This window comes from Sphingomonas sp. QA11 (assembly GCF_028473665.1).
In the GTDB taxonomy this organism is placed as follows: Bacteria; Pseudomonadota; Alphaproteobacteria; order Sphingomonadales; family Sphingomonadaceae; genus Sphingomonas; species Sphingomonas phytovorans.
Genome location: NZ_CP098774.1, coordinates 2,705,856 through 2,731,804, shown reverse-complemented (window position 1 = coordinate 2,731,804; position 25,949 = coordinate 2,705,856). Strand labels below are relative to the sequence as shown.

Annotated in this window: 21 protein-coding genes and 1 pseudogene; 7 read left to right on the top strand and 15 right to left on the bottom strand. The window is 65.5% G+C overall.

Features of this window, described 5'->3' with window-relative positions; all coding sequences use genetic code 11:
• Nucleotides 1-69 precede the first annotated feature (69 nt).
• From wecC to NDN01_RS12645, 9 genes and pseudogenes are all read right to left on the bottom strand, one after another.
• Nucleotides 70-1,368 (bottom strand): UDP-N-acetyl-D-mannosamine dehydrogenase, encoded by a 1,299-nt coding sequence (wecC, locus tag NDN01_RS12685; RefSeq protein WP_272627902.1) that lies wholly within the window; start codon nt 1,366-1,368, stop codon nt 70-72.
• A gap of 503 nt (nt 1,369-1,871) precedes the next feature.
• Nucleotides 1,872-3,014 carry a non-hydrolyzing UDP-N-acetylglucosamine 2-epimerase gene (wecB, locus tag NDN01_RS12680; protein WP_272627901.1) on the bottom strand — a complete coding sequence of 381 codons (1,143 nt, stop codon included), beginning with the start codon at nt 3,012-3,014 and terminating at the stop codon, nt 1,872-1,874.
• Between the two features lie 34 nt (nt 3,015-3,048).
• Nucleotides 3,049-3,798 carry a HesA/MoeB/ThiF family protein gene (locus NDN01_RS12675; protein WP_272627899.1) on the bottom strand — a complete coding sequence of 250 codons (750 nt, stop codon included), beginning with the start codon at nt 3,796-3,798 and terminating at the stop codon, nt 3,049-3,051.
• On the bottom strand, nt 3,795-4,172 hold the full coding sequence (locus tag NDN01_RS12670; protein ID WP_272627898.1) for a hypothetical protein: 378 nt from the start codon (nt 4,170-4,172) through the stop codon (nt 3,795-3,797). The genes NDN01_RS12675 and NDN01_RS12670 overlap by 4 nt, the downstream gene beginning before the upstream one ends.
• A complete protein-coding gene (dut, locus tag NDN01_RS12665; RefSeq protein WP_272627897.1) occupies nt 4,172-4,618 on the bottom strand; it encodes a dUTP diphosphatase in 447 nt (148 codons plus the stop codon). The genes NDN01_RS12670 and dut overlap by 1 nt, the downstream gene beginning before the upstream one ends.
• Nucleotides 4,619-4,701: 83 nt before the next feature.
• Nucleotides 4,702-5,886: pseudogene (gene coaBC, locus NDN01_RS12660) on the bottom strand (bifunctional phosphopantothenoylcysteine decarboxylase/phosphopantothenate--cysteine ligase CoaBC).
• Between the two features lie 11 nt (nt 5,887-5,897).
• Nucleotides 5,898-7,016 carry a hypothetical protein gene (locus NDN01_RS12655; RefSeq protein ID WP_272627896.1) on the bottom strand — a complete coding sequence of 373 codons (1,119 nt, stop codon included), beginning with the start codon at nt 7,014-7,016 and terminating at the stop codon, nt 5,898-5,900.
• 382 nt (nt 7,017-7,398) lie between these two features.
• Nucleotides 7,399-8,931: a 2-polyprenylphenol 6-hydroxylase gene (gene ubiB / locus NDN01_RS12650; RefSeq protein ID WP_272627894.1), complete on the bottom strand. Its 1,533-nt coding sequence runs from the start codon at nt 8,929-8,931 to the stop codon at nt 7,399-7,401.
• A 121-nt stretch (nt 8,932-9,052) separates the two neighbouring features.
• Complete coding sequence (locus NDN01_RS12645; RefSeq protein WP_272627893.1) at nt 9,053-9,784, bottom strand: class I SAM-dependent methyltransferase; 732 nt, start codon at nt 9,782-9,784, stop codon at nt 9,053-9,055.
• A 59-nt stretch (nt 9,785-9,843) separates the two neighbouring features.
• Between NDN01_RS12645 and mutM the strand changes: the two genes are divergently transcribed.
• The 3 genes from mutM to dnaA all read left to right on the top strand — a co-directional run bounded on the left by mutM (nt 9,844) and on the right by dnaA (nt 12,947).
• Nucleotides 9,844-10,653 (top strand): bifunctional DNA-formamidopyrimidine glycosylase/DNA-(apurinic or apyrimidinic site) lyase, encoded by an 810-nt coding sequence (mutM, locus tag NDN01_RS12640; protein ID WP_272627891.1) that lies wholly within the window; start codon nt 9,844-9,846, stop codon nt 10,651-10,653.
• Between the two features lie 170 nt (nt 10,654-10,823).
• Entirely contained in the window at nt 10,824-11,087 is a 264-nt protein-coding gene (rpsT, locus tag NDN01_RS12635) for a 30S ribosomal protein S20 (protein ID WP_272627889.1), read from the top strand.
• 495 nt (nt 11,088-11,582) lie between these two features.
• Complete coding sequence (dnaA, locus tag NDN01_RS12630; protein ID WP_272627887.1) at nt 11,583-12,947, top strand: chromosomal replication initiator protein DnaA; 1,365 nt, start codon at nt 11,583-11,585, stop codon at nt 12,945-12,947.
• 314 nt (nt 12,948-13,261) lie between these two features.
• Here the strand turns inward: dnaA and NDN01_RS12625 are convergent, their stop codons facing one another.
• The 4 genes from NDN01_RS12625 to secB all read right to left on the bottom strand — a co-directional run bounded on the left by NDN01_RS12625 (nt 13,262) and on the right by secB (nt 17,189).
• Entirely contained in the window at nt 13,262-13,906 is a 645-nt protein-coding gene (locus NDN01_RS12625) for a DUF4136 domain-containing protein (protein WP_272627885.1), read from the bottom strand.
• Nucleotides 13,907-14,068: 162 nt separating this feature from the next.
• Complete coding sequence (trpS, locus tag NDN01_RS12620) at nt 14,069-15,073, bottom strand: tryptophan--tRNA ligase (RefSeq protein WP_272627884.1); 1,005 nt, start codon at nt 15,071-15,073, stop codon at nt 14,069-14,071.
• 14 nt (nt 15,074-15,087) lie between these two features.
• The gene (gene murJ, locus NDN01_RS12615) at nt 15,088-16,656 is read right to left on the bottom strand and encodes a murein biosynthesis integral membrane protein MurJ (RefSeq protein ID WP_272627883.1); all 1,569 of its coding nucleotides are present in this window, start codon (nt 16,654-16,656) and stop codon (nt 15,088-15,090) included.
• Nucleotides 16,657-16,682: 26 nt separating this feature from the next.
• A complete protein-coding gene (gene secB / locus NDN01_RS12610; protein WP_272627881.1) occupies nt 16,683-17,189 on the bottom strand; it encodes a protein-export chaperone SecB in 507 nt (168 codons plus the stop codon).
• 177 nt (nt 17,190-17,366) lie between these two features.
• Between secB and NDN01_RS12605 the strand changes: the two genes are divergently transcribed.
• The 4 genes from NDN01_RS12605 to NDN01_RS12590 all read left to right on the top strand — a co-directional run bounded on the left by NDN01_RS12605 (nt 17,367) and on the right by NDN01_RS12590 (nt 21,599).
• Nucleotides 17,367-18,011 (top strand): Tim44/TimA family putative adaptor protein, encoded by a 645-nt coding sequence (locus NDN01_RS12605; RefSeq protein ID WP_272627880.1) that lies wholly within the window; start codon nt 17,367-17,369, stop codon nt 18,009-18,011.
• A gap of 38 nt (nt 18,012-18,049) precedes the next feature.
• Entirely contained in the window at nt 18,050-19,273 is a 1,224-nt protein-coding gene (mltA, locus tag NDN01_RS12600) for a murein transglycosylase A (RefSeq protein WP_272628191.1), read from the top strand.
• Nucleotides 19,274-19,323: 50 nt separating this feature from the next.
• Nucleotides 19,324-19,848: a Smr/MutS family protein gene (locus NDN01_RS12595; RefSeq protein WP_443025246.1), complete on the top strand. Its 525-nt coding sequence runs from the start codon at nt 19,324-19,326 to the stop codon at nt 19,846-19,848.
• Nucleotides 19,849-19,922: 74 nt separating this feature from the next.
• On the top strand, nt 19,923-21,599 hold the full coding sequence (locus tag NDN01_RS12590) for a putative bifunctional diguanylate cyclase/phosphodiesterase (RefSeq protein WP_272627878.1): 1,677 nt from the start codon (nt 19,923-19,925) through the stop codon (nt 21,597-21,599).
• A gap of 91 nt (nt 21,600-21,690) precedes the next feature.
• On the opposite strand, the gene NDN01_RS12585 is transcribed toward NDN01_RS12590, so the two are convergent.
• Both NDN01_RS12585 and NDN01_RS12580 read right to left on the bottom strand, forming a co-directional pair.
• Nucleotides 21,691-22,122: a hypothetical protein gene (locus NDN01_RS12585; protein ID WP_272627877.1), complete on the bottom strand. Its 432-nt coding sequence runs from the start codon at nt 22,120-22,122 to the stop codon at nt 21,691-21,693.
• 98 nt (nt 22,123-22,220) lie between these two features.
• Nucleotides 22,221-25,655 carry an autotransporter domain-containing protein gene (locus NDN01_RS12580; protein WP_272627876.1) on the bottom strand — a complete coding sequence of 1,145 codons (3,435 nt, stop codon included), beginning with the start codon at nt 25,653-25,655 and terminating at the stop codon, nt 22,221-22,223.
• Between the last annotated feature and the right edge of the window lie 294 nt (nt 25,656-25,949).

The following is a 25,949-nucleotide window of genomic DNA, read 5'->3' as shown; positions in this document are numbered from 1 at the left end:
CACGCCGTACCGCCAGAATCCTGGCGCGGCGGCATCTCGGCTAAGGGATCACGACAATCGAGTCCAGTCTCAGCCGGCGAGGCGCAATGGCTCTGGGCGGAACTGGCCGCGGGGCTGGTCGGGCCAGATGCCGCGCGTATCGTAGACGATCTTGTCTGCGCGCTCGTCGAGTGGGACAGATTTGAACATGTCGTGATCGACCAGCACGATCATGATCGGGCAGATTTCGATTGCGGTATCGAGGTCTGTCAGGTTTGCACCGGTGTCGTCGAAGGCGGCTGGCAAGGTCGCTGCATAGGGTTCCACGACATGCAGCCGGTCGCCGAAGCGAGCAGCAAGGGCGGCAGCTACCTTCAGCGCAGGGCTCTCGCGGAAATCGTCGATATTCGCCTTGAAGGCGAGGCCGAGGCACGCGACCAGCAGGCCGGGATGTTCGGCGACCATCGCCTCCGCGCGCGCGATCACATAGTCGACCTTGGCATCGTTCACTTCGCGCGCGGTGCGGATCAGCGGCGTGTTGGCGCGATCGGCGTGGACCAGGAACCAGGGGTCGACCGCAATGCAATGCCCGCCGACGCCAGGCCCGGGCGATAGGATATTGACGCGCGGATGGCGGTTGGCGAGGCGGATCACCTCCCAGACATCGACGTCCATCGTATCGGCGACTCGACTCAGCTCGTTGGCGAAGGCGATGTTGACATCGCGGAAGGCATTCTCGGTAAGCTTCGTCATTTCCGCCGCGCGCGATGTGGTGGTGACGCAGGCGCCGCGGACGAAGCGGCGATAAAAGGCCAGGGCCTTGCGCGCGCATCGCGGTGTGATGCCGCCGATGACACGGTCATTGTCGATCAACTCGACCAGGATCCGGCCGGGCAGGACGCGTTCCGGGCAATAGGCGATGGCGATGTCAGCGCTCTCGCCAGTCTTGCCCGGCACTTTGAGGTCGGGGCGAAGCTGTGCGAGAAGGTCGCGGACCTTTTCGGTCGTGCCAACGGGGGAGGTTGATTCGAGGATGACCGCGTCACCGGGCTTCAGCACTGAAGCCACAGTCGTCGCGGCCTTGAGGACATAGCCGATATTGGGTGCATGATCCTCGGCAAAAGGCGTCGGCACGGCGATGACGAAGATATCGGCCGGCTCGATCGTAGTGGACGCGCGCAGATTACCGCGGGCGACGACGCCGGAGACGAGGCCGTCGAGATCGACTTCCTCGATATGCACCTTGCCCGAGTTGACCGTATCGACGACCGATTGAGTCACGTCGACGCCAAGCACTTTCGAGCCGGTCCGGGCGATCACCGCCGCCGTCGGCAGGCCGATATAGCCGAGGCCAAGCACGACGACCTTGAGCTCATTGTCCGAAACCATCGACGCTACGTCCCTGCCAACCCTTCGCGATAATCCACCGCTTGCGGGTGAAGCATCGCTGACTGATGTTCCTTGTCGCCGAGGCAGATGAAGATTTCGGAAATGGCGGCAAAGACGAGCTTGAAAAAGCTATCGCTGTGAATTGCGTACCCGTCGCTCCGGCGTGCCGTCCTCGCCGAAGAGCGTCAATTTGCGGGGGCGGTGATCTTCCGGTCTGGATGGGCGCCATACGCCATTCTTGGGATCCCGGAACAATTCGCGCGAGCAGGTCTTGCAGCGAGCGAAGACGTTGCCTTCGAAGACGCGCTTGGACCCGGATGCCGTTCGATGACCGAACACTAGGCACCATAAGCCGAATACCCGCATGCGACCCTGTTCCTCCCGCTATCAACAAGACCTCATTCGAACGGGTTCTACCCCGCTTCAAACGGGATCGTCTTGGAGGAAAAACAATCTCTCGTCCATGACGTTACAGGCGTTTCTATTCCCGGCCGCGACTACCCTTAGCTGACCAAACCCAGGCTCTTGCCGACGATGTCGGCGATCCGAGCGCTGCTGTGGCCGTCACCGAACGGGTTGTGCGCGCGCGCCATCGCCGAATAGGCGGAGGGCTCGTCAAGCAGCGTCGATACCTCGGCGACGATTCGATCAGCATCGGTGCCGATCAGCTTCGCGGTGCCGGCAACGACACCTTCGGGCCGCTCGGTCGTCTCGCGCATGACAAGCACTGGCTTGCCCAGCGCCGGGGCTTCCTCCTGCACACCGCCCGAATCGGTCAGCGCGATCTCGCACATGCCGAGAGCACGGACGAAATGCGGATAGTCGAGCGGGTCGATGCGGGCGATGTTGGGTCGGTCGCCCAGCATCCCGTCCATCACCGACACGACATTGGGGTTGGGATGGACGGGGAAGAGGATCGCGGTATCCGGCCGATCGGCGATGCGGCCGAGGGCCCGCGCGATATTGGCCATGCCGTCGCCGAAATTCTCGCGGCGATGAGTGGTGACGAGCACGATGCGCTTGCCGGCGAAGCCTCCGGCGACGTCGTCAAGGCCAGCGGCGAGCGACGGATCCTCCGCCAGGCGCGCGCGCGTCGCGTGGAGTGCGTCGATCACGGTGTTGCCTGTCACATGGATCGTCGCCGAGTCGATGTTCTCGCGCCTCAGGGCCTCGGCGGCGGTTTCGGTGGGGGCGAAATGCTGGTCGGCGATCGGCGCGACGATCCGGCGGTTCACCTCCTCGGGCCAGGGCTGCCAGATATCGCCCGAGCGCAGGCCCGCCTCGACATGCGAGACCGGGGTCTTGCGATAGTAAGCGGTGAGCGCGCCGACCATCGCGGTGGCGGTGTCGCCCTGCACGATGACCCGGTCGGGCTTCTCGGCGTCCATCACCTCGCCAAGGCCGGTGAGCAGGCGCGCGGTGAGGCGGTCGAGCGACTGGCCCGGTTCCATCAGGTCGAGATCGATATCGGGGGAAAGTCCGGCGATGCTCAACACCTGATCGAGCAGACCGCGATGCTGGGCGGTGACGCAGGTCCGGACGGTCAGCCCCGGCACCTGCTTCAACGCGGCGACAACCGGGAACAACTTGATCGCTTCCGGGCGGGTGCCGAAGACGACGAGGACCTTGGGGGAGGGAGCGGACATGCGCTCGCCGTAGCCGGATTGGCTTAAGACCAGGCTAACCGCAAGCGGCACAGCCGGGGTCCTTGGGCAGGGCGATCGTGCGAAAGCGGAAGGCCAGCGCGTCGACCAGCAACAGCTTGCCGGCGCTGTCCTCGCCGAAGCCGACCACGCACCGCATCGCCTCGAGCGCGGCCAGGCTACCCAGCACCCCGGTCATCGCGCCCATCACGCCCGCCTCGGCGCAACTGACCTCGGGCCGGTCGGGATCGGCGCCGACGAAGCAGCGATAACAGGGTTTGTCGGCCTCCCAGCCGCGAAACACGCTGAGCTGGCCCTCGAACTGGCCGACGGCGGCGGAGACGAGCGGGATGCGCAAGGCAAGCGCCGCATCGGCGACTGCGAGCCGGGTGGCGAAATTGTCGGTTCCGTCGAGGACAACGTCAGCACAGGCGATCAGGTCGCGGGCATTGCCGGCATCAATTCGCGCCCGTCGCGCCTCGATCGCCACCCCCGGGTTGAGCCGGGCGACGGCCTGATGCGCCGCATCGACCTTGGCCGCGCCGATATCGTCGCCGCCGAACAAGGTCTGGCGCTGGAGGTTGGAAAGCTCGACGACGTCGTCGTCGATCACGATCAGGCGCCCGATCCCCGCCGCGGCGAGATACTGGATGGCGGGCGATCCGATGCCTCCGGCGCCGATGATCGCAACGGTTGCAGCGCGAAGCCTGTGCTGGCCGGTGCCGCCGACCTCCTTCAGGACGATGTGGCGCGCATAGCGCTCCAGTTCAGCGTCGGTCAGGCTCATTCGTGCCAGTCGTAGACGATCGTCACGCGGTACCAGAGGTCGGCCGCGCCAGCATGTGGCTGCAGGTTCCCACGGGCGAAGCTGACCACCAGCCCGGCGCTGTACTGCTCGACCGTCGGGCAATCGATTGCGCGCGGTACTGTCCGCCGGATCGCCCCGTCGGCACCGACCAGGGCGGCCACATCGACCTTGACGACATAATGGCCGTCGGCCGGCCTGGGCGGCGTGCAGCGTCCGGCCGTGATCTCGTCAGCCACGAAACGGGTGAGCGGCGCCGTCATCTGGGGCGACGCGACATAGGGCAGTGGCGCCAGGGTCGACCAGTCGGTCGGTACCGCCGGCGCGGCGGCTTGCAGAAGCAGGAAAAGCAGCATCAGCGCCCAGTCGAGCCGAATCCGCCGGCTCCCCTCACGGTATCGTCCAACGTGTCGACTTCGTCCAGCACGGCGCGTTGGACCGGGGCCGGAACGAGTTGGGCAATCCGGTCACCGCGCGCGATGACGAAATCCTCGTTGCCCAGATTGGCGAGGATCACCTTCACTTCGCCGCGATAGTCGCTGTCGATCGTGCCCGGCGTGTTGAGGCAGGTGACGCCGTGCTTGAGCGCGAGGCCAGACCTTGGCCGGACCTGCACCTCATAGCCGGCCGGAATCGCCATCGCGAAGCCGGTCGCGATCGCGGCGCGGGCCCCGGGTGCGAGCTTTGCCTCCTCAGCCGACACGACGTCCATGCCGGCAGCCCCGGCCGACGCATAGGCGGGCGGCGGGAGACCTTCGCCGTGCGGGAGGCGCTTCAGGGCGATGGAGATCGGGTCGGTCATAATCCCTCAATAGCGTTCGCCCCGAACTTGTCTAAGGGCCTCTTGTCTCGGCGGCCGCGGAAAAGAGCAGCGCCTTCACGAACTCAGCCTGAACGGGTGGCAAGCGCGTCGGCGATCCTTGCCGCCAATCGTTCAGCGACCTCTTCCTTCGGCAGCCGTTCCCAGCTTTCCACGCCATCGGCCGTCACGATATGCACGGCATTGGCGGCCCCGCCCATCACATCGCCCGACACGTCGTTCGCGACGATCCAGTCGACGCCCTTGCGCTCGCGCTTGGCGGTGGCGTGCTCGATCACCTTCTCGGTTTCGGCGGCGAAGCCGACCAGCAGCCCCGGGCGGAGCGGGCTCTTCGCGAGGAGAGCGAGGATGTCGGGATTCTCGACGAGATGCAGGACGGGCGGGGTCACACCCTTCTTGATCTTCTGCCCGGCGGTGTCGACGCGCCAGTCGGCAACGGCTGCGACCATCACCGCCGCATCGGCCGGGAGCGCTCGCGCGACCGCATTGGCCATGTCCATGGCAGTCTCGACGTCGACGCGGTCGACGCCCGGCGGCGTGGCGAGTGACACCGGTCCTGCCACGAGCGTCACCCGCGCGCCGAGTGCCGCCAGGGCGCCGGCGATCGCGAAGCCCTGCCGGCCCGACGAACGATTGGCGAGATAGCGCACCGGATCGATCGGCTCATGAGTTGGCCCGGCGGTGACCAGGATATGCTTGCCCGACAGCGTCATGGGTCAGACCGGCAGAGCGCGCTGGATCGCGGCGAGGATCGCTTCGGGCTCGGGCAGCCGGCCCGGGCCGTACTCGCCGCACGCCATTGGCCCCTCGTCGGGCTCAAGCACGGTGATACCGTCTCCCCGCAGCGTGGCGACGTTGCGGCGGGTGGCGGCATGCCCCCACATCCGCACGTTCATCGCCGGTGCGGCGAGCACTGGCTTGTCGGTCGCGAGCAGCAGGGTCGTCGCCAGATCGTCAGCGATGCCGGCCGCCATCTTGGCCATGAGATCGGCGGTGGCGGGCACGATCACGACGAGATCGGCCTCACGGCTGAGCTGGATATGACCCATCTCGGCTTCGTCCTTGAGGTCCCAGAGGGTCGTATAGACCTGGTTCTCCGACAGGGCGGCGAGGGTCATTGGCGTGACGAAATGCTGGCCTCCGGCGGTAAGCACGCACTTCACCTCGATACCGGCCTTGCGGCACAGTCGGATCAGTTCGCAGGCTTTGTAGGCGGCAATGCCGCCGCCGACGATCAGGAGGATCTTCATCGCGCCATTTCCTATCTGACCATTCGAGTCACGATGATCCGCCGCCGGTCGATCGCCGCAGTGGCCAGGTCGCGCAGGGCATCGGGAACGAAGGCGAGGCCGACCAGGATCGTGGGCGCGATCATCAATCCCCAATAGAAGGTGTCGGGGCGCCCGAACAGGCTCAGCAGCACGGCATAGGTGGCGAAGGTCGCCAGCGCCCTGAGCGCCAGTTCGTCATTCCACCCGGCCCAGCCGAACAGCGCCAGGGCGACGAGCAGGGCCGCCAGCCACATCGGGGCGAGGTTCAGCGCGGTCGACAGCGACATCGTCTTCACGAAGAAGCCGAAGCCAAGCATGCCCGCCCAGCCAGGCGAAGCGGGGTCGATCGAGCGGACGACGAGGCTGACGGCATGAGCGTGGAAAAGGACGACCACCCCCAGGGCCAGGATCGCGAGACCCCAGCCGATCGCCTCGCGACGGCGACCCTCGACAAGGGCGAGGACGGCCATGATTCCGACAAAGAGCGCGGCTGTCTCGCGGACCAGCATAGCGATCAGGCCGAAGGCGACCGCCTCGACCCAGCGCTCGCGGCGGCGCAGGGCGAGCGACAGGGCGATCAGCAATCCCGCCCATACCTCATGGAAACTCGCCAGCGCTGGCTGGACAAACGCCATCATCCCTCCGGCAAGCAGCACCATCGCGATCGCCAGTGGCGGGGCGCGCGCAAAGGCCGGGCGCAGCCGGATGAACCATGCGAGCATCACGGCGGCGGCCAGCACATAGAGCAGCAGGATCGTGGCGCCCGGCGGCATCGCCGCCTGGACGGTCGCCAGCGTCGGCAGGCGGAAGGTCACGAACGGCCTCAGCGGATAATTGCCGGTGCGCAGCGCCTGCGCCGTAACCGCATAATAGTCGCCGCCACCGCGCACACCGGCGACGATGGTTTCGTACAGCACGACATCAGCTTCGTCGTCGGCGCGCTGCGCGGGGTCGTGGCTGACGGGCGGCGGCCCGGGGCTGACCAGTGCCGACATGCTTGCGACCAGGAGAATGGCGAAGAGCGCAAGCACGATCCGCGCGGTGGGGCGTTTTAGCGCCGCGAAGCGGGTGGGAGCAGCAAGCCAGAGCGGTGGTTGCGGGCGCGCCAAGGTCTATGCCCGAGCAGCGACGGATTGGCGGGGGCAGGCCCGATTCGATCGGGACGCCGCAGCCGATTTTCCGCTGTTATCCGCTGTTGGCCGCGCCGTTTTTTTTCTTCCGCTGTTATGTTGGATTCTGGTTTCGTTTTTTCGAAGCCAGATCAATGCCTTGCCGGGCGTTACCGCTGTTATACGGAACAGCGGAAAAACAGCCGAAAAACCGGCATGGTTTTCACGATATCGAGGGGAGCAGAGGCGGGGCATCGTCCAACATCCACGGCGAAGGGAAAGGGAAACTCGGAACCGGCGGGGCATCCCCCTGGCGCCACGCTGCGACAAGATCGCCCGTCGTTGAATCACGGGCATCGGCAGCGTGGCGGACAGGCTCACCCTAGCGCACCAGCAGCGTTGCCGCGACGGCCGCAAGGGCGCTTGCCACCGCGACCGCGACATAGCGCCAGCCGCCGCCGATGCGGACGACCTCGATCTCCTTGAGTGGCGGCGGGGGAGGGGCGCCGCCCGGCGACGGATAGCGCAGCTCGATGTTACGGATCAGGTCGGGCAGGCGCGCGAGCGTGCGCAGATCGGTGATGATGCGGTCGGCCACCGCCGCTTCAGGGCCGAGTTCGGTCCTGATCCATTCGCGCACGAAGGGAGCCGCCGAATCCCACAGGTTGATGTCGGGATCGAGGCTTGTCGCCACGCCCTCGACCATCACCATCGTCTTCTGGAGCAGCAGCAGGTGCGGCTGAGTCTGCATGTCGAAATCGCGGGTGATGTTGAACAGCCCGTCGAGCATCATGCCGATCGACATGTCCTTGACCGCCAGCCCGCGCATCGGCTCACCGACGGCGCGGAGCGCGGTGGCGAACTCGGCGACATTGTGGTGCGGCGGGACATAGCCGGCCTCGAAATGGATCTCGGCGACGCGTTTGTAGTTGCCGGTGATTAGCCCGTAGAGGATCTCCGCCAGCCACACCCGGGCGCGGCGGTCGATCCGTCCCATGATGCCGAAATCGATCGCGGCGATCCGGCCGTCCGGCAGCGCGAACAGATTGCCCTGATGCATGTCGGCGTGGAAGAATCCCTCCGCGATCGCCTGGCGCAGGAACGCATGGACCAGCGTGTCGGCCAGTCGCGGCAGATCATATCCCGCCTCGACCAGTGCAGGGCGGTTCGAGATCTTGATGCCGTCGACCCAGGCGATGGTCAGCGCCTTGGTGGTCGTCCGCTGCCAGTCGATCGCCGGCACGACGAAATCGGGCTGGGCCTCCATCGCCTCGGCAAGCTCCGAGGCGGATGCCGCCTCGCGGCGCAGGTCGAGCTCGCGCGCTGTCCAGCGCTTGAAGGTCTCGATCACCAGGCGCGGGCGCAGTCGGGACAATTCGCCGCCCAATCCCTCGATCTGCGCGGCGGCCCATTGATAGGTGTCGATCGCCCGGGCGAACTCCTCCTCGACGCCGGGGCGAAGCACCTTGACCGCGACATGCCGCCCGTCGGTGGTGATGGCGCTGTGCACCTGCGCGATCGATGCGGCGCCGATCGGCACAGGATCGATCGAGGAGAACAATTCCTCGGGAGGCCGTCCGAACGCGCGGGTCATCGCAGCGTGGATCGTTTCGTAGGGCAGGGGGGGAAGCGAATCCTGCAGGCGCAGCAAATCCTTCGCCGCTGCTTCGCCGACGATGTCGGGGCGGGTAGCCAGCGTCTGGCCGAGCTTGATCGCGGCGGGGCCGATCGCCTGCAATGCGTCGGCATAGGCCGGCGTCTCGGGCACGCGCGCGCCGATGCGGGCGACGCGGACGAGGCGGCGGATCCGGGTGGGCGTGTTCGGATCGCGCTCGATCCCGCGCAGCGCGCCGTGGCGCGCGAGGATTCGACCCCATTTCAGGAGCCGCCAGAGATGCACGGCGGGGGCGGTCATTTCCTGCCTTCCCGGCGAGGGCGGGAGGTCGATTGGGATGGCCGGGGTAACGACGCGCGGCACTCAGCCAAGGTTCGCTGCAGTACCGGGCCCCGGCCTTTGCCGGGGAAGAGGGAGGGCATCAAATCTTCCAGCCGCTATGGATCGCGACCAGGCCGCCGAGCATCGGCTCGACATTGGTCCGGACGAACCCGGCCTCGCCGATCATCCGCTCGAAGGTCGGCATGTCGGGAAAGCGGCGGATCGATTCGATCAGGTAGCGATAGCTCTCGCCATCCTGCGCGAGCAACTGGCCGACCTTGGGCACGACCTTGTGCGAATACCTGTCGTAGATGTCGGCGAAGCCCGGCCAGAGCGTGGTCGAGAATTCCAGGCAGAAGAAGCGTCCGCCGCGCCTGAGCACGCGGTGCGCCTCGCGCAGGGCCTTGGGGATGTCGGTCACGTTCCGGATGCCGAAGGCAATGGTGTAGGCGTCGAAGAAACGGTCGGGAAAGGCAAGCGTCTCGGCATTGGCCTCAGTCCAGACGAGTCCGTCGATGCCGCGCTTCTGGGCGCGCTCCATGCCGACTTCGAGCATTTGGGGGTTGATATCGGCGACCGTCACCGACGCCCCCGATTTCGCCAGCCGGAAGGCGATGTCGCCGGTGCCGCCCGCCATGTCGAGGACCTGTTCGCCCTCACGCGGCTTCACCCGGCGGACGAAACGATCCTTCCACAGCCGGTGCATGCCGCCCGACATCGCGTCGTTCATGATGTCGTAGCGCGACGCCACGCTCGAGAAGACGCCGCCGACCCGGCGCGTCTTCTCCTCGGGGGCCACGTCTTCATAGCCGAAGGATACGGTGTCGTTCATGGCGTGGCTCTAGCTAACGCTTGTGGGCGGGGCAAACGCAACCTAGCGCTATGCCTGTCATGCCAGAGCTTCCCGAAGTCGAAACCACCGTCAACGGGCTTCGCCCGGTACTGCAGGACCAGCGGATCACGCTCGTCCAGGCGCGCCGGCCCGACCTGCGCCGGCCTTTCCCCGCCGATCTCGGCCAGCGACTCACCGGTGCCGTGGTGACCGGACTTGGGCGACGCGCCAAATACGGGCTGATCGACACCGATCGCGGCGACACGGTGATCTTCCATCTCGGCATGTCGGGCCGCTGGCGAGTCGATCCGAGCGAGGTGCTGCCGCACGATCATCTGATCGTGGAAACCTCGGCGCATCGTCTCGCGCTCAACGATCCGAGGCGTTTCGGCTCGCTTGACCTCGTCCTGACCGAGTCGCTCGCAAGCTATCCGCCCTTTCTGGCCATGGGGCCGGAGCCGCTCGGGCCGGATTTCACTCCGCGCCATTTGCTCAAGGCGCTCGACGGCCGGATCGCGTCGATCAAGCTGATGCTGCTCGACCAGCGAATCGTCGCCGGGCTGGGCAATATCTATGTGTGCGAGGCGCTGCATCTCGCGCGCATCGCGCCGATGCGCGCGGCAGGCCAGATATCGCTTGCCCGCGTCGAGCGACTGGTCGGCGCTATCCATACCGTCCTGGAAGCAGCGATCGAGGCGGGTGGTTCGTCGCTGCGCGACTATGCGCGCCCCGACGGCGAGCTCGGCTATTTTTCCAAGCAATGGCGCGTCTATGGCCGCGAGGGCGAGCCGTGCGACTGCGGCGGCAAGGTCGAGCGCTATACCGAAGGCGGGCGTTCCACCTTCTGGTGCCCGAAATGCCAGCGCTGACGATCGGGTCAGGCAGCCAGGGAGATGGCTCGTTCGGATGAATCCGGAATCGTCACACAGGCGTCATTCCGCTGGTTGACCGACTCACTCTTGATGGGTAAGAGGCGCGCTTTCCGGGGCTGCGGGCTTTGCCGTCCGCGCCCTTTCTTTATTTCAGATCAGAGGGCTTCATGGCGAACACGCCACAGGCGAAAAAGCGAATTCGGCGCAACGCACGTCGTGCGGAAGTCAATGGCAACCGCGTTGGTCGTATCCGGACCTTCGTGAAGAAGGCCGAGGCCGCGCTGGCGTCGGGGGACAAGGATGCCGCGAGCGCCGCGGTTGCAGCGATGCAGCCGGAGCTGGCCAAGGGCGTTGCGAAGGGTGTGCTCCACAAGAACACCGCCTCGCGCAAGTTCTCGCGCCTGACCAAGCGTCTCACCGCGCTCGCCTGATCCGTTCGGATCGGTCGGAACAACAGCCCGTCGGGAATATCCCGGCGGGTTTTTTGTCGTGTGCGGTCGGCCGTACACGATCTGTTAGACTTTTTATCACCGTTTCGGGTGGGTCCCGTACCCGAATCGTGAAAAGTCAGGATTCACCACGATTCGCAGCTGCAACAACACTGCCGTGCTGATCTAATGATGGTTTTTCAGTAGCTTGTAAGATTTTCGACGGGAATCCTTGAGGTATTCCGAGTCAATCCCGTTTATTTCGGATTTGTTACGCGCAGAGCTATTGCCCGACTCGGTTCGATCTTCATAATCGACCTTTGCCGCGCAGACGTTCCGTCTCGCGACCTTATTAGAGACCTTCGAAGTCAGGCGGACATGATTCCGGCTGGGGGGAGGTTTGTCTGTAGCGAATCAAGCCGCCCGGGACCTTAGTGTCCCGGCTCCGGGAAAAGGGATTGGGTGTTGGCGGGGACTGTTACCGGAGAGGCGGCTCGGTTGAGCGATGCAGCAAAGGCCTGGATCACGGTGCGCGGGCACCTGCGCGAGTCGGCCGGCGTGCGTCTGTTCGACCAGTGGCTGAAGCCGATCGAGTTGATCGACGGTACGGATTCCGAGACGATTCGTCTGGCGTTGCCGTCGGCCTTCATGACCAACTGGGTCCGCAATCATTATGCCGACCGGCTGTTCCAGGAATTTCGCGCGATCCTGCCCGAGGTGCGCAGCGTCTCGATCGAGACCCGGTCCGCCAGCAAGGCCGCGCCCGCGGTATTGACCGTGGAGGCGCCCGCGGTCGCGGCGGCTCCCGCCGTTCCGACCCCCGGGGCAGCGATTCCTGTGCGCCCGGCGCTCGACCCGCGCTTCACCTTCGACCGGTTCGTGGTCGACCAGTCCAATCGGGTCGCCTTCAACGCGGCCAGCGCGCTTGCCGAGGCTGGCAAGCCGCGGTTCAGCCCGTTGTTCCTTCACAGCGGCACGGGGCAGGGCAAGACCCATCTGATGCACGCGATCGGCGCTGCCTATCTCGAGGCATGCCCCGGCGCGAACGTGATCCTGATGTCGGCCGAGCGCTTCATGTTCGATTTCGTGCACGCGCTCCGCGCCCGGGACACCCACAGCTTCAAGGCGCGGTTGCGCGCCGCCGACCTGCTGATGATCGACGATCTCCAGTTCATCGCCGGCAAGGACGCCACGCAGGAAGAATTCTTCCACACCGTCAACGAGGTGATGGCGACCGGCAAGCGGCTGGTGATCAGTGCCGATCGCTGCCCGCAGGGGCTCGATGGGGTCGAGGCACGGATCACGTCGCGGCTCTCGGTCGGACTGGTCGCGGATATCAAGGCACCCGATCTGGCTCTCCGCCGCGCGGTGCTTGAGCGGAAGCTCGTCGATATGCCCGACGCCAGGGTGCCGGCCGAGGTGCTCGACCTGCTGGCGACTCGCATCACCGCGAACATCCGCGACCTGGAAGGCTCGCTCAACCGGCTGGTCGCCTATGCGCAGCTCACCGGCGAGTCGATCGACATGGATTTCGCGGTGGCGACGCTTGGCGACGTGCTGCGCGGCGCCGAGCGCCGGGTAACGATCGACGAGATCCAGCGTGCGGTGTCGGCGCATTTCGAGCTGAAGCCGATCGACCTCGTTTCGGCCCGTCGCGCCGTGGTGGTGGCCCGTCCGCGCCAGATCGCGATGTATCTCGCCAAGCGGCTGACCACGCGCTCGCTGCCGGAGATCGGCCGCAAGTTCGGCGGCCGCGACCATTCGACGGTGATCCATGCGGTGCGCCGTATCGAAGAACTGCGCGACAAGGATCGAGAGATCGACGGCGCGGTGCGGACCTTGCTGCGCGAGCTTGAAGGCTGACGCTCTGCTCCTCCCCTCCGGGAGAAAGGCAGAGGTCAAGTGGTGCGTCTGCCCAAGAGCCCCAGTGATGCGTGATTGCAGTTCATTGGCTTGAATCGTCACCCCGGGCTTGTTCCGGGGTCTGCTGTACCGCAGGCTAACGGGCTTCGGCTCCATCGGCTCAGTGGATGCCGGAACAAGTCCGGCATGACGAATTTCGTTGTGCCTCTACCCAGAGAAAGCTTCCCCCGGCGACCAAGAAAAAGGCGGGCATCGAGCCCGCCTTTTTCTTACCCCAAGCGCCTCCCTGTAACAGGGAGGGAGTCGCAAGTGCCTTACTTCTTCTCGGGTGCGATCGTGATCTTCACCGTTTCGCCCGAATTGCCGGGGAAGCCGGTGAACATCGCCTCGACCAGGCGCGGGACCAGATAGGGCAGGTCATCGTTGCGCGACTGGGCCTTGGCGGTGCCTTCGAACACGCTCTTGCCGTTGTCGGCGCGGTCGATGCGCAGGTCCAGTTCGCTGGTGTAGACAGTGAAGCTCGACACGTCGTTGTCGAACAGGAAGGGATCGTAGAAGCCGAACGCGAAGCGGCTGCGACCATAATAGCCATAGGGGCCGCCAAAGCCCCGATAGGGGCCGAAGCCGCCATAACCGAAGCCGCCATAGCCGCCGAAGCCCGGAGTGGTCACGACCTTCTCACGGCCCTTGTCGACGCCGTAGCCGATCTTCACCACCAGATCGGCGCGCGCCGGATCATTGGCGGGCTGATAGCCGTGATTCCCGAGCTTGGCCGAGACGAGCTGCGCATATTGGCCGAACTCGATCCCACCATCGAGACGCGGGTCCATCGCCCTGACCACGAAGGTCTGGCCCTGTGCCTGCGGCAGTTGCTGAAAGCGGGAGACCTTGGCGTTGAACGGCGTGGCGCACCCACCCAGCGCGAGCAGGGCGACGGCGGCGATGGGGAACATCTTCATGGGCTTGCGACCTTGGTGACGAGGGGATTCGGATGAGTATCGAAGAAAAGCGAGGCAAGTTCAGTCGGTTGCAATTGTCCTGCAGGCGTTATGAATAGCGCTTGAACGGGGTGATGCAAATCCCCCGAAAAAATCCGTCTCCGGCCAAGATGGGAGCGGAAATCAGACGTGCAAGCCCACGGCTCGCTGCGCCGCCGCGAGTGTCGGCGCGGCGAGCGCGCTCGCCCTGGCTGCGCCGCTCGCCAGCACTGCGCTGACCGCCGCGCGATCGTCGAGCAGCGCGGTCAGCCGGTCGCGGATCGGTCCGAGACTGGTCACCGCCAGATCGGCCAGGGCAGGCTTGAACGTGCCGAAACCCTTGCCGCCGAATTCGGCCATCACCGCGTCGGTCGACGTCCCGGAGAGGGCCGAATAGATGGTGACGAGGTTCCTGGCCTCGGGGCGATCGGCCAGCTCGGCGAAGGTCGCTGGTAGCGGCTCCGGATCGGTTTTCGCCTTTTTCAGCTTCTGCACCATCAGATCGTCGCTATCGACCAGGTTGATGCGCGATGCGTCCGACGGATCCGACTTGGACATCTTCGCGCTGCCGTCGCGCAGCGACATGATGCGGGGCGCCGCCTTCGAGATGAATGGCTCGGGCAAGGTGAAGAGGTCGACCCCGAAATCATTGTTGAACTTGGTCGCGATGTCGCGCGCGAGTTCGAGATGCTGTTTCTGGTCCTCGCCGACCGGCACATGGGTCGCCTGATAGAGCAGCACGTCGGCTGCCTGGAGCACCGGGTAGGTGAACAGGTCGACGCTCTGGCTCTCGCCGCTCTTCCCGGCCTTGTCCTTCCACTGAGTCATGCGGTTGAGCCAGCCCATCCGCGCGGTGCCGCCGAGGATCCAGGCCAGCTCGCTATGCGCCGGCACGCGCGCTTGGTTGAACAGGATCGCTCGGTCGGGATCGATGCCGCAGGCAAGCAGGGTCGCCGCCATCTCGATCGAGTTCGCGGTCAGCTGGGCCGCGACGACCGGCTGGGACAAAGCATGGAGGTCGGCGAGGAAGAACAGGCAATCCTCACCCGGGCCCATGGCGTCCTGCATCGCGACCCATTGCCTGATCGCGCCGAGATAGTTGCCGAGGTGGAGATTGCCGGTGGGCTGGATGCCGGAAACGACGCGCATTGATAGTCTCGTGTTCAGCGGGCGCGCTTGCGCCTCAGGAATGCCAGATCGTCGCGGGTGAAGGCACCCAGGGCGAACGTGGCGACCGCATAGACGAAGCTGCCCGCGCCGACCAGCGCCAGCATCGCGCCCGTCCGGACCATCCAGCTGCCATGGAGATAGGGCGTGAGCAGCCCCTGCATCAGCCACAGGATAACCCCCATCACCAGGGCGGCCGCGGCAAGCCGCCAGGCCCGGCGGCGCAGGCGGGCATCCGGTTCGAAATGCCCGCGGAGCCGCAAGGTGCGATAGAGCAGGATGACGTTGACGGTCGAGGCGAGGGCGGTCGCCAGCGGCGGCCCCATATGCTGCAGCGGGACGATGAGCGCGAGGTTGAGCAGGAGGTTCACGCCCATGCTGATCGTTGCGTAGCGGACCGGCGTCTTCGTGTCGGCGCGGGCATAATAGCCCGGCGTGAGGACCTTCACGAGGATATAGCTCGGCAGGCCGATCGAGAAGGCCGAGAGCGCCTGCGCCGTGTAATAGGTGTTCAGCGCGGTGAACTTGCCATGTTCGAACAGGGCGGCGACGATCGGGCCGCCGCACAGGACCAGCGCCATGGTGGCGGGCAGGGTCAGCAGCAGCGCGAGTTCCATGCCCCGGTTCTGCGATTCCATCGCCGCCTTTTCCTCGCCGGCGCCAAGCTGGCGGGAGATGAGCGGGAGGAGGACGGTGCCGAGCCCGATGCCGATCAGGCCGAGCGGCAACTGGTTCACCCGGTCGGCGGTGTAGATATAGGTGACCGATCCGGCGGGGAGCAGCGACGCGGCCAGCGCGGTCGAGACGACGAGATTGATCTGCACCGCGCCGGCGCCGGCGGCGGCGGGCCAGATCAGCGCCATCAGCTTCTTCACATCGGGGCTAAAGCGGGGGAGCTTGAGCCGCAGCCGCACGCCGCTCGTCCAGCAGGCGTGGACCAGCCAGAGCAGTTGCAACAGGCCCGCCACGCTGACGGCGATCGCCTGGTTGCGCGCGGTCAGGTACGGATCGTGATCGTGGAAGAACAGCAGGGCGGCGATCAGGGTCAGGTTCAGCAGGATCGGCGCCGCCGCGTTGACCCAGAATTTGTGCAGCGAATTGAGAATACCGCCGAGCAGCGACACCAGGCTGATGAACAGCAGATAGGGGAAGGTGAAGCGCGACAGCCCGACCGCGAAGGCGAATTGTTCATTCGTGACCCCGTTGAACTTGCCGGACAGCGCCAGCGTCACCGGCCAGGCGAAGATCTCGACGAGGATCGTCATCACGATCAGGACGGGCAGCAGCACCGACAGCGCGTCCTCCGCAAAGGCCACGCCCGCAGGGAGCCCGGGGCCGTCCTTGTCGGTGATCTTGCGGTTGAACATCGGGATGAACGCCGCCGAGAACGCCCCTTCGGCGAACAGCGCGCGGAACAGGTTGGGCAGGCGGAAGGCGACGAGAAAGGCGTCCGACGCGAAGCTGGCGCCGACGAAGCGGACGAACAGCGAATCGCGGACTAGCCCCAGCACGCGGCTGGCCAGGGTGAGGCCACCCACCGATCCCAGCGCGCGCGTGAGGTTCATTGTCTTGGGTCCCGCAGGCCCGAGGATCAGGCCGTGCCGATTTCCCCGGTGGTGGCCTGCTGAGCCTCGGTCTGCTGCATGTAGATCGCGGCGAAGTCGATCGGCTCGAGCAGCAGCGGCTGGAAGCCGCCGTCACGGACCGCATCGGCGAGCACGCGGCGCGCGAACGGGAAGAGCAGGCGCGGGGCCTCGGCGAGCAGGAAGGGCTGGACATGCTCGGCGGGGATGTTGCGCAGGCCGAACAGCCCGGCATAGGTCAGCTCGACGATGAAGGCGACCTGGCCCTCGGTCTCGGCGCGGACCTCGACGCGGAGCACCACCTCGTGGACCTCCTCGCCGACCTGGGCGGTGCCGATGTTGAACTGGACGTCGATCTGCGGCGCGACCTGGACTTGGAAGATGCCCGGCGCGTTGGGGTTCTCGAACGACAGGTCCTTCACATATTGCGAGATCAGCCCTGCCGCAGGCGTGGTGTCGGCGCCATTGGGAAGGGGCTCGGTGCCCGTGATGATGCCATCGTCCTGCTCGCTCATCGAAAGTCCATTCCTTGAAGATCGAAATATCGGCCGCCCCCTGTGGCGTACCTGCGACCGCGCGCCTAGCAGGGGGCGACGGGCAGTTCAACGGCTGCCGGCGGCGTGATGTCTCGAGCCATTTGAAACGTTGGCGCGTTACGCCTATGTAGGTGGTTAGCCGATAGTGGAGGCAAGGTGCTCTTTGTAGTTCTTCTCGCGATGGTCGCCGGATTTCTGGCGTTGCGTCTGTACATGGTGCTCGGCAAGCGGACGGGGCATGAGCAGGTCCTGCCCAAGCCCGCTGAGGAGCGGGCGCCGGTCACGTCGCTGCCGCGACCGATCGAGGTGTCGCAGGAGCCGCGCGAGATCGCGAATCGCAATATCGATTCGCGCGCGGAGGCTGGTCTCCGTGCGATCGTTTCGGCCGAGTCGACCTTCGATGTCGGCCAGTTCATCGAAGGCGCGCAATCAGCCTATCGCATGATCCTCGAGGCTTATTGGAAGGGCGATGAGGAATCGCTCGCCTGGCTGGTGAACGATGACGTGCGTGGCGCCTTTGCCGAGGCGATCGCCGAGCGCGCGGCGGCCGGCCATGTGCTCGACAACCGCCTCGTCTCGATCGAGCGCGCGATGATTTCCGACGCCTCGGTCGATGGCAAGCTGGCGCGCATCACCGTGCGCTTCGACGCGGATATCGCCGCGGTGACGCGCGATGCCGATGGCAATCTTGTCGCCGGATCGATGAGCGACGCGGTCGAGACACATGACGTCTGGACCTTCGCGCGCACGCTGAAGAGCAGCGATCCGAACTGGAAGCTCGCCGACACCGACGAAGCGTGACGGCCGTGCGCCGCGGGGGGATTGTCGCGCTCGCCCTGATGCTGAGCGCCTGTGGTGGCGGAGTCGTGCCGCGGCCGGGTGTTCCCTCCTCTCCGGGTGTTCCTCCCTCCCATGCCGGACCGCCGGTTCGACGGCCGGTGGCCGCGACGCCCATCGCGCCCGCTCCGGCGGTTCCCGTGCCCGGCTCGGCGACTGCCGCCAAGGCCGGGCTCGTCGCCGGCCCGCCGCTTTATTCGCTGCCGATCAACGAAGCCCAGGCGGCAAGGGCGCTCGCCGCGTTCCGCATCTCCTGCGCGACGTTGCAGCGCCGCACCGATGCTTCGGGCCTGACCCGGGGGACTGACTGGCAGCCTGCCTGCGCTGCCGCCAGCACGGCAGGATCGGGCGATGCGCGCGCCTTCTTCGCCCAATGGTTCGAAACCGTTCAGGTCGGCGACGGCAAGGCCTTCGCGACCGGCTATTACGAGCCAGAGATCATCGGCTCGCGCGACCGGCGTCGCGGCTATGACGTGCCCATCTATGGCCGTCCCTCTGACCTGGTCGACGTCGATCTCGGCCAGTTCAGCGCCGACTTGAAGGGCAAGAAGGTTCGCGGGCGCGTGGATGGCAGCAATTTCGTGCCCTATTTCGACCGCACCGCGATCGAACAGGGCATGCTGGCGCAGCGCGCGCCGATCATTGCCTGGGCGGCCGATCCGGTCGAGCTGTTCTTCCTCCAGATCCAGGGCTCGGGGCGGCTGCGCCTGCCCGACGGATCGGTGATGCGGATCGGCTATGACAGCCAGAACGGCCGCGATTATACCGGGATCGGCGCGCTGATGCGCGAACGCGGACTGCTCGCCCCGGGACAGACCTCGATGCAGGGCATCGTCGCCTGGCTCCATGCCCATCCCGAGGAAGGTCGCGCCATCATGCGCGAGAACAAGAGCTATGTGTTCTTTCGCGAGCAGCAGGGCGCTCCGCTCGGTGCGCTCGGCCTGCCGGTCACGGGTGGCGTGAGCGCGGCGGCCGATCCGAGGTTCGTGCCGCTCGGTGCCCCTGTCTTCCTGTCGATGGACCGTACCGATGCGACCGGGCTGTGGATCGCGCAGGATACCGGCGGTGCGATCCGGGGCAGCAACCGTTTCGACACCTTCTGGGGTGCTGGCGACGATGCCCGCGCGATCGCCGGGGGCATGTCGGCGCGGGGCACCGCCTTCCTGCTGTTGCCGGTCGGCACGCTGGCGCGGCTGACGGGGGGCGGGGGCGCCCAGCTTCCCTAGTGGCCGACCGCCCGCTGACCCCGGATGAAGCCGCGCTGTGGGCGCGGGTGATGGCGAGCGTGCGGCCGATCCGGCCGCGCGTGGCGGTCAAGCCGCCGCCTGTGGCGGCTCCCGCTCCCGCGCCGGCAAAGGCCCCATCGGCAAAGGCACAGCGCGTGGCGGCGACCAGGCCGCCGGTGCAGAAGCCACCAGCGCCGTCGAAACAGGATCGCGCGCCCGGCAATACGCTTGACGGAAGCTGGGATCGCCAGCTTTCGCGCGGGCTGGTGTCGCCCGATTGCGCGATCGACCTGCACGGCCATACGCTGAATTCAGCCTATGCGCTGCTCGACAGCGCACTCGACGAGGCAATCCGGGGTGGCGACCGCCTGGTGCTGCTCGTCACCGGCAAGCCGCCACGGGCCGAGAGCGAACGGCCGCACGCGCGTGGTGCGATCCGGGCCGCGGTGGGGGACTGGCTGGCCGGATCGCGTCATGCGTCCTCGATCGCCGCGGTGCGTGGCGCGCACCCCCGTCATGGCGGGTCAGGGGCGCTCTACATCATTCTGCGCAGACCGCGGCCATCGAAATCTTAACCTCTGGCGGCGATGATCGCCGTTCGACCGGACGATTCTTGTCCGCCACCCCCGGGGGAGTCTCTAGGATCGCGATGGAAGGAGTGTCGCTCAAGAGTCGTGCAATCGTGTTCGCGATGTGCGCGGGGGCGGTCGCCTTCATCCTAGCGCTGGTGGCGACGTCCAACGGCCAGATCGGCATCGACAATATATCGCGCGCGCTCATCCCGGCAGTGGTGTGCGCGGTGATGTGCTGGGCCTCCGCCGAACGCTCGATCGCTTCGACCGCGGCTGCCATCGACGCAGCGATCGCCCGTCTCACGCGCGCCGCGCACGGCGATCTCGACGGGGAGATTCCCGCCGAGATCGAGGAGAATGTGCCGGAACTGGCGCGTGCGATGAACGGGCTGTTCCAGCAACTCGGCGCGAACCTGGAGAGCGTCCACCGGCTGGCCATGTTCGATCCGGTCACCTCGCTGCCCAACCGGACCAATTTCCGCCGGACTTGCGAGCGCGCGCTGACTGACATGGCGCCGGGGATGAGCGCGGCGTTGTTCTTCATCGATCTCGATCGCTTCAAGGGCGTCAACGATACGATGGGCCATGCGATGGGTGACATGCTGCTCGGCATGGTCGCCAATCGAATCCGCGCCGTGGCCGATCGGGTGACGGTCGAGACGGGTGTGCCGCAACCGCTGATCGGTCGCCTCGCTGGCGATGAGTTCACCATGTTCTTTTCCGGCGTCGCCGATCCGGCGGAGGCGGCGAGGATCGGGCGCGGCGTGCTTTTCGCGCTCAACGAGCCGTTCGACCTGGTCGGCAACGACGTCGAGATCGGCGCGTCGATCGGGATCGCACTCCGCCCGCAACATGGCGAGAACCTGACCGACCTGATGCGCGCTGCCGACGCAGCGATGTATCATGCGAAGGCGAATGGGCGCGGCCGGGCCGAGCATTTCACGGATGAGCTTGCCGGTCAGATCGCCGATCGCGCCGAACTCGAACAGGATCTGCGCGAGGCGATCGAGCGGGATCAGTTCACCCTCGTCTTCCAGCCGCAGGTGGCGGTGTCGAGTGGTGAGATCGTCGCTGCCGAGGCGCTGATCAGATGGCGGCATCCGCGCGACGGCGTCAGGCTCCCGGGCAGCTTCATCCAACGCGCCGAAGAGACTGGCATGATCGTCGAGATCGGCGAATGGGTGATCGACACCGTGGCGGAGACGATCGGGCGCTGGGGCCGGATCGGCATCGAGCAACGGCTCGCGATCAATATCAGCCCACGCCAGCTTGATCATGCAAGCTTCTTCCGTAGGCTACGCGAGGCGATGCGCGAGGCCAATGCGCCGGCGCGCCTGCTCGAACTCGAGATTACCGAGACGCTGGCGATGCACTGCAGCGAGGAGGTGATCGAGGCGATCGCGTTGCTACGCGCTGACGGAGCGACGATTGCGATCGACGATTTCGGGACCGGCTATTCGAACCTTGCGCGCTTGCGCGACCTGCCGGTCGACAGGGTCAAGCTGGACCGCAGCCTGATCGAGCATATCGCCGACAATGCGGAGGCGCGCACGATCGCCCACGCCGTGGTCGGCCTGATCCATGGCGTCGGTTGCGAGGCCGTGGCGGAGGGGATCGAGACCCAGTCGCAGGCGGACGTGATGCGCGTGATCGGCTGCGACGTGATCCAGGGCTATGCGATCGCCGCCCCGATGGACGAAGAGGCGTTCATCGCCTGGTCGCGGGGGGACGATCGGCAGAAGGCGGCCGGCTGAGTCTGCCGTCCTGTGCAGCCGGCTTGCTCGATTTGAACAGGCTGATGATCGGCCATTTCCCCGACGTCAAACGAGCGAGTGGTTCGTTGCTCTACAGGCTGGCAATCACGCCCGGGCGTTCATTGTCCCAGATCATGCTGATGACGCGCCAGCCATTTTCATCCTTGTAGAGCTGGATTGAGTTTATACCGCGCCGATCCAGTTCATCCGCGTCAGGCGCGCGCCGGGCCTCGTAGATACTCCACACATGAGCGATGTTGCCGAAGATGTTGATCTTCCGCGCGGTTTCGATCTCGTAGAAATCGTTCTCGGCGAAGAAAGGAGCCGTGTCGGCGGCATATCCGTCGCGGCTCATGATCCTGATCGCCGGCTTGCCGGCGGCGTCGATCCAGGTACGCATCTGTCGACTGTCCTCGTGGAACGTTGTCGCTTGTCGCGACCAGTCGCGCGGACCCGCCGGTCCGGAAACGGTGCCATAAAGCTCTTCGAGCACCTTGCCGATTTCGATCTCGTCAGCCGTCATCTGCGCCCTCCTCCAATTCTCGACTGAGTCTTTCCGTAGATCCGGCACAAAGAAAAGGGGCCGCTTCCGTATGGAAGCGGCCCCAACATACGGCCCGATCAGAAGTTGATCCTGATCGTTCCGTGATAGCTCTGGTTGGTCACGTCCTTGCGGCCGACCGTGGTGTTCGCCCCCACCGACAGTTCGACCCTCTTGCTGGCCGAGAAGGTTACGCCGCCGCTGACCTCGGCCCAGTCATTGTCGGACCCCGCCACCGCGAAGAGCGCGTTTGGCCCGACGCCGCCGACAAAGTTCGCGCCGATAAAGCCCGGCTGCTTGGCGAAATCATGGACCCAATAGGCCGAGACGTACGGCTTGACCGTCGCGCTGTTGCCGTGGGCGTTGAAGCCGGCGCGAGCCTGAAGGCTGTCCAGGTTGCCCGGCTTGTAGGCCATGGCAGGGCCGCCGCCCGTCTCGTCGATCGTGTCGAACATGATCCGGGTGCCGCGCAGCGAGACGCGTGGATCGAGGGCGATCGAACTGCCGAGCGCGACGGTGGTGCCGGCGCCGATTTCACCCGAGACCATGAGCGATCGATCCTTGCCGACCAGCCGATAGCCGGTTCCGGCCAGGTTGACGTTGCGCACGGTGCGGGAGTTGAACGCGCCGGCGCTGAACGTAGCGTCGATGAATGCGCCGCTGGTCGTCTTGATCTTGCCGTACAGCGTGCCCTGGTACAGCGTGCTGCTCGCTTGTTGGCTGGCCAGCGACGGCGCGCCGTCAAGGTCGGTATAGGCAAGGGAGAAGCCCAGCAGACCGCGGGAGCCGATTTCGGTTTCGAGACCCGTCGCCACGAAGAAGCCGTGGAACTGATCACGGCCTGTCACCGGGACCGCCGTTGGCATCGAGCTGCTGTTGCCGTCGATATAGCCGCCGGCCACGAACGCGCTCATCGTTTCGGGCAGTCTGCCTTCCTGTGCGACCATGCCTTCCCCGGCGTCGCTGCGGACCTCTGGCGTGCCAGGCATGCCAGACGAGGCAAGCGCGGCGATCTGGAACGGTTTGCCGATCATCGCGACGGTGCCCCCAAGGCTGCCGGGATCGAGCGAGGCGAGGCGGTCGCGGTAGAAGCGGCCCATATTGTCGACCGAGGCAGTGCCCAGCGCCCGACGAGTCGTCTCGGCGCGTGGGGCTAGGCCCTCGAGCGTCGAACGGATCGTCGCGGCATTCTGCATGTCCAGGATGCCATAGAGATCGGTGAGCCGGTTATAGACGATACGATCCTGGTCGAGCAGCCTCGCATAAGCCTGCTGCACCGGCGTGTTGCCCACGACATTGGCGTAGAGACCGGCATCGATGGTGACCGACACCGAGGTTGCCTGATAGGTGAGGCGCGGTGTCAGGATCGCGCTGAGCGGTGCCGGATCGATGAATTTGGTGGTGCCGTCGATCGGTGCCGTGGTCGTCAGGACCGTATAGGTATCGCCCGCGCGGATGGTGTAGCCGGTAGCCGGCGCGAACCCGATGAACCCGCCGAGGCTGGCGGTCCCCGTGCTGGAACCGTTCGGGACCACCACGATCTTGTCCGACACGCCGTTCGGGCCGAGGTCGACCAGATAATGGTTGCCGGACGCGAGGATCAGGTTGCCGCCGATGGTGATGGTGCCGGTGGTGCCGATCGTCCCCGGCGCGATCGTGCCCGACACGCTTGTGAAGAACGGCGTGTTGAAACGGCCCGAGCCGGTGATACCGCCACTGAGCAGCAGGTAATCGCCGATCGTCGTGATCGTGCCATTGTTGGTGACCAGGCCGTCGAAATGATTGATGTTAATCAGGCTGGTCAGCGAGCCGCCGGACGCGACATTCAGCTTGGCGGCGGGGCCGTTCATGGTGAAGCGATCCACCGTGACGGCGGAGCTTAACGTGGTCGTTCCTGCGGCGGACAATGTCACGTCGAAATAGCGGGCGTTGGTGTGGCTGGCCGCGTTCGGATTAACATTGTTCGGTACGAAATTGCTCGCGCCGGGCAGGCCATTGGCCAGGGTGGCGGCGGGGAGGACGGCCGCAGCCTGCACGGCCCCGGTTGCCTGACTGCCATTCTGGGCTTCTTCTATCGAGGACTTGGTAGCCCGCGTGCCGTCATTGGTCGTATCGGCAATCCTGGTCGCATCCGCCGTCTGTGTGCCGGTCGGGGTTGAGTCGCTACTCCCCTGCGGAACGCCATGATCGTAGTAGACGCCGGTCTTCACGTCATAACATACGTCATACTGGAAGGCAGGTTCCTGATCGCAAATCTGGCCGAATTTGCCGGAGGTGCCGGCGATGCCGTCGCCTGGGGCTGTCGGTACGCCGTTCACCAGCTTGCCGTTGACGAGGACATTGTAGGCGGGGTCGACCGTGGTGACCCAGTGAGTTGGGTCGGTCCAGGCGCCGTCACCGGCGACAGCGCTGACATAGCGATAGGGGTTGGCGGCGGCGATATAGTCCCAGAACAGATAGAGCGGTTGATAGAAGGCGCTCGTGCCGTAACTGCCCGAAGGCTGCTGCGCGAAGTAGCGCGTGCCGCCAGACAGCACCGCGATCACCAGTTGCTTGGCATAGGCCTGATCCAGAATCAGCGGCCCGCCCGAATCGCCGGGACCAGTGATCCCTTCCTTGGGCAGCGCGTTGTCCTTGAAGATATTGAAATCGAACTGGTTGGAATGACCGGCGCTGTCGAAATCGATCTGATACAGATTCTGCGGGCGGCCGCGCGGCGTGATACCGAACAGGCCGATGTCGATGTCGTCCAGCGAGCCAAGCAGGCCCAGATAATTCTCGGCCACACGGCGGCGATAGTCGACGCCGACATTGCTGCCCGACGTCGCAGTACCGGTATTGCCATAGCCGTTGATCACGACGTGATAGCCGGTGCCGGTGGTGTCGTTGATGGAGGCCGGTGCGGGAAGTGCAGAGAAAAGCAGCGCCCAAGTCGGCACGTTGGCCGCGGGTGTATCGAGCGACGCCACCGCGACGTCGCCCTGAATGAAATTGTTCGCGAGTCCGAGATCAAGCGAGTGCGGGTTATACTGCACCTGGTTGACGTTATACATATACTCGGAAATCGACGTCAGATACTTCGCGCCCCCGGCGGTACCGTTGAGCCAGTGGCCGAAGGCCGAATTGCCCGCGACATTGTTGTTGGCCTGGAAGCCGAAGCCGATCGGTAACTGGCCGGCCCCGGTGCCGTAGCCCCAGGGATCCTGCGCCGTGCCGGCCGGACTTTCGTTCACGCAGTGCGCCGCGAAGATGACGGTACGCGGATTGATCAGCGTGCCCGTGCACAAGCCGATAAAGCCATTCTTCTGGTCGATGATCATTTGGCCGACACCGGTAACGTTCACCGGGTCGCGATCGGTGACCGACGTGCCAGGCGGGGCGATGACGATGTTAGGGTCAATGATGGACGCTGAAACCCTGTTGTCCTGCGCTTCGAGGATCATGTCGGTAGGGTGTTCCTGCGCCCGTGCGCTGTTGCCGATGACGATCGAGATTGTTGCGGCGGTGGCGAGCAAGAATGCGCGCTTCCGCGCGCGCGAGACGCAAGAATCCATCCTGTAATCCCCCATTTGTATAAGAAATATAAGCGTTTTATCTAGATGAGCCGAGGCTATCCCTGCATGTGCCAAGGTCAAGTACCGATAGGGCCGTTTTGGGATTGTATCGCTTCATGCCGTATTATCGCGTGCTACTGTTGCCTGTGGGCAACAATGTGGGGCAATCGCCGTCTACGCAGATCAGCTGTTCGTTGCCATGGTCTTCGGGCGTGTAAGCCGTTGTCCTCCGGTCATGTCCGATCTTTCGGCGAG

What these genes read in the sequence shown, in the direction of transcription:
- wecC (WP_272627902.1), bottom strand. Translation starts at nt 1,368, where the DNA reads ATGGTTTCGGACAATGAGCTCAAGGTCGTCGTGCTTGGCCTCGGCTAT.
- wecB (WP_272627901.1), bottom strand. Translation starts at nt 3,014, where the DNA reads ATGTCCGCTCCCTCCCCCAAGGTCCTCGTCGTCTTCGGCACCCGCCCG.
- NDN01_RS12675 (WP_272627899.1), bottom strand. Translation starts at nt 3,798, where the DNA reads ATGAGCCTGACCGACGCTGAACTGGAGCGCTATGCGCGCCACATCGTC.
- NDN01_RS12670 (WP_272627898.1), bottom strand. Translation starts at nt 4,172, where the DNA reads ATGCTGCTTTTCCTGCTTCTGCAAGCCGCCGCGCCGGCGGTACCGACC.
- dut (WP_272627897.1), bottom strand. Translation starts at nt 4,618, where the DNA reads ATGACCGACCCGATCTCCATCGCCCTGAAGCGCCTCCCGCACGGCGAA.
- ubiB (WP_272627894.1), bottom strand. Translation starts at nt 8,931, where the DNA reads ATGACCGCCCCCGCCGTGCATCTCTGGCGGCTCCTGAAATGGGGTCGA.
- NDN01_RS12645 (WP_272627893.1), bottom strand. Translation starts at nt 9,784, where the DNA reads ATGAACGACACCGTATCCTTCGGCTATGAAGACGTGGCCCCCGAGGAG.
- mutM (WP_272627891.1), top strand. Translation starts at nt 9,844, where the DNA reads ATGCCAGAGCTTCCCGAAGTCGAAACCACCGTCAACGGGCTTCGCCCG.
- rpsT (WP_272627889.1), top strand. Translation starts at nt 10,824, where the DNA reads ATGGCGAACACGCCACAGGCGAAAAAGCGAATTCGGCGCAACGCACGT.
- NDN01_RS12625 (WP_272627885.1), bottom strand. Translation starts at nt 13,906, where the DNA reads ATGAAGATGTTCCCCATCGCCGCCGTCGCCCTGCTCGCGCTGGGTGGG.
- trpS (WP_272627884.1), bottom strand. Translation starts at nt 15,073, where the DNA reads ATGCGCGTCGTTTCCGGCATCCAGCCCACCGGCAATCTCCACCTCGGC.
- murJ (WP_272627883.1), bottom strand. Translation starts at nt 16,656, where the DNA reads ATGAACCTCACGCGCGCGCTGGGATCGGTGGGTGGCCTCACCCTGGCC.
- secB (WP_272627881.1), bottom strand. Translation starts at nt 17,189, where the DNA reads ATGAGCGAGCAGGACGATGGCATCATCACGGGCACCGAGCCCCTTCCC.
- mltA (WP_272628191.1), top strand. Translation starts at nt 18,050, where the DNA reads ATGCTGAGCGCCTGTGGTGGCGGAGTCGTGCCGCGGCCGGGTGTTCCC.
- NDN01_RS12595 (WP_443025246.1), top strand. Translation starts at nt 19,324, where the DNA reads ATGGCGAGCGTGCGGCCGATCCGGCCGCGCGTGGCGGTCAAGCCGCCG.
- NDN01_RS12590 (WP_272627878.1), top strand. Translation starts at nt 19,923, where the DNA reads ATGGAAGGAGTGTCGCTCAAGAGTCGTGCAATCGTGTTCGCGATGTGC.
- NDN01_RS12585 (WP_272627877.1), bottom strand. Translation starts at nt 22,122, where the DNA reads ATGACGGCTGACGAGATCGAAATCGGCAAGGTGCTCGAAGAGCTTTAT.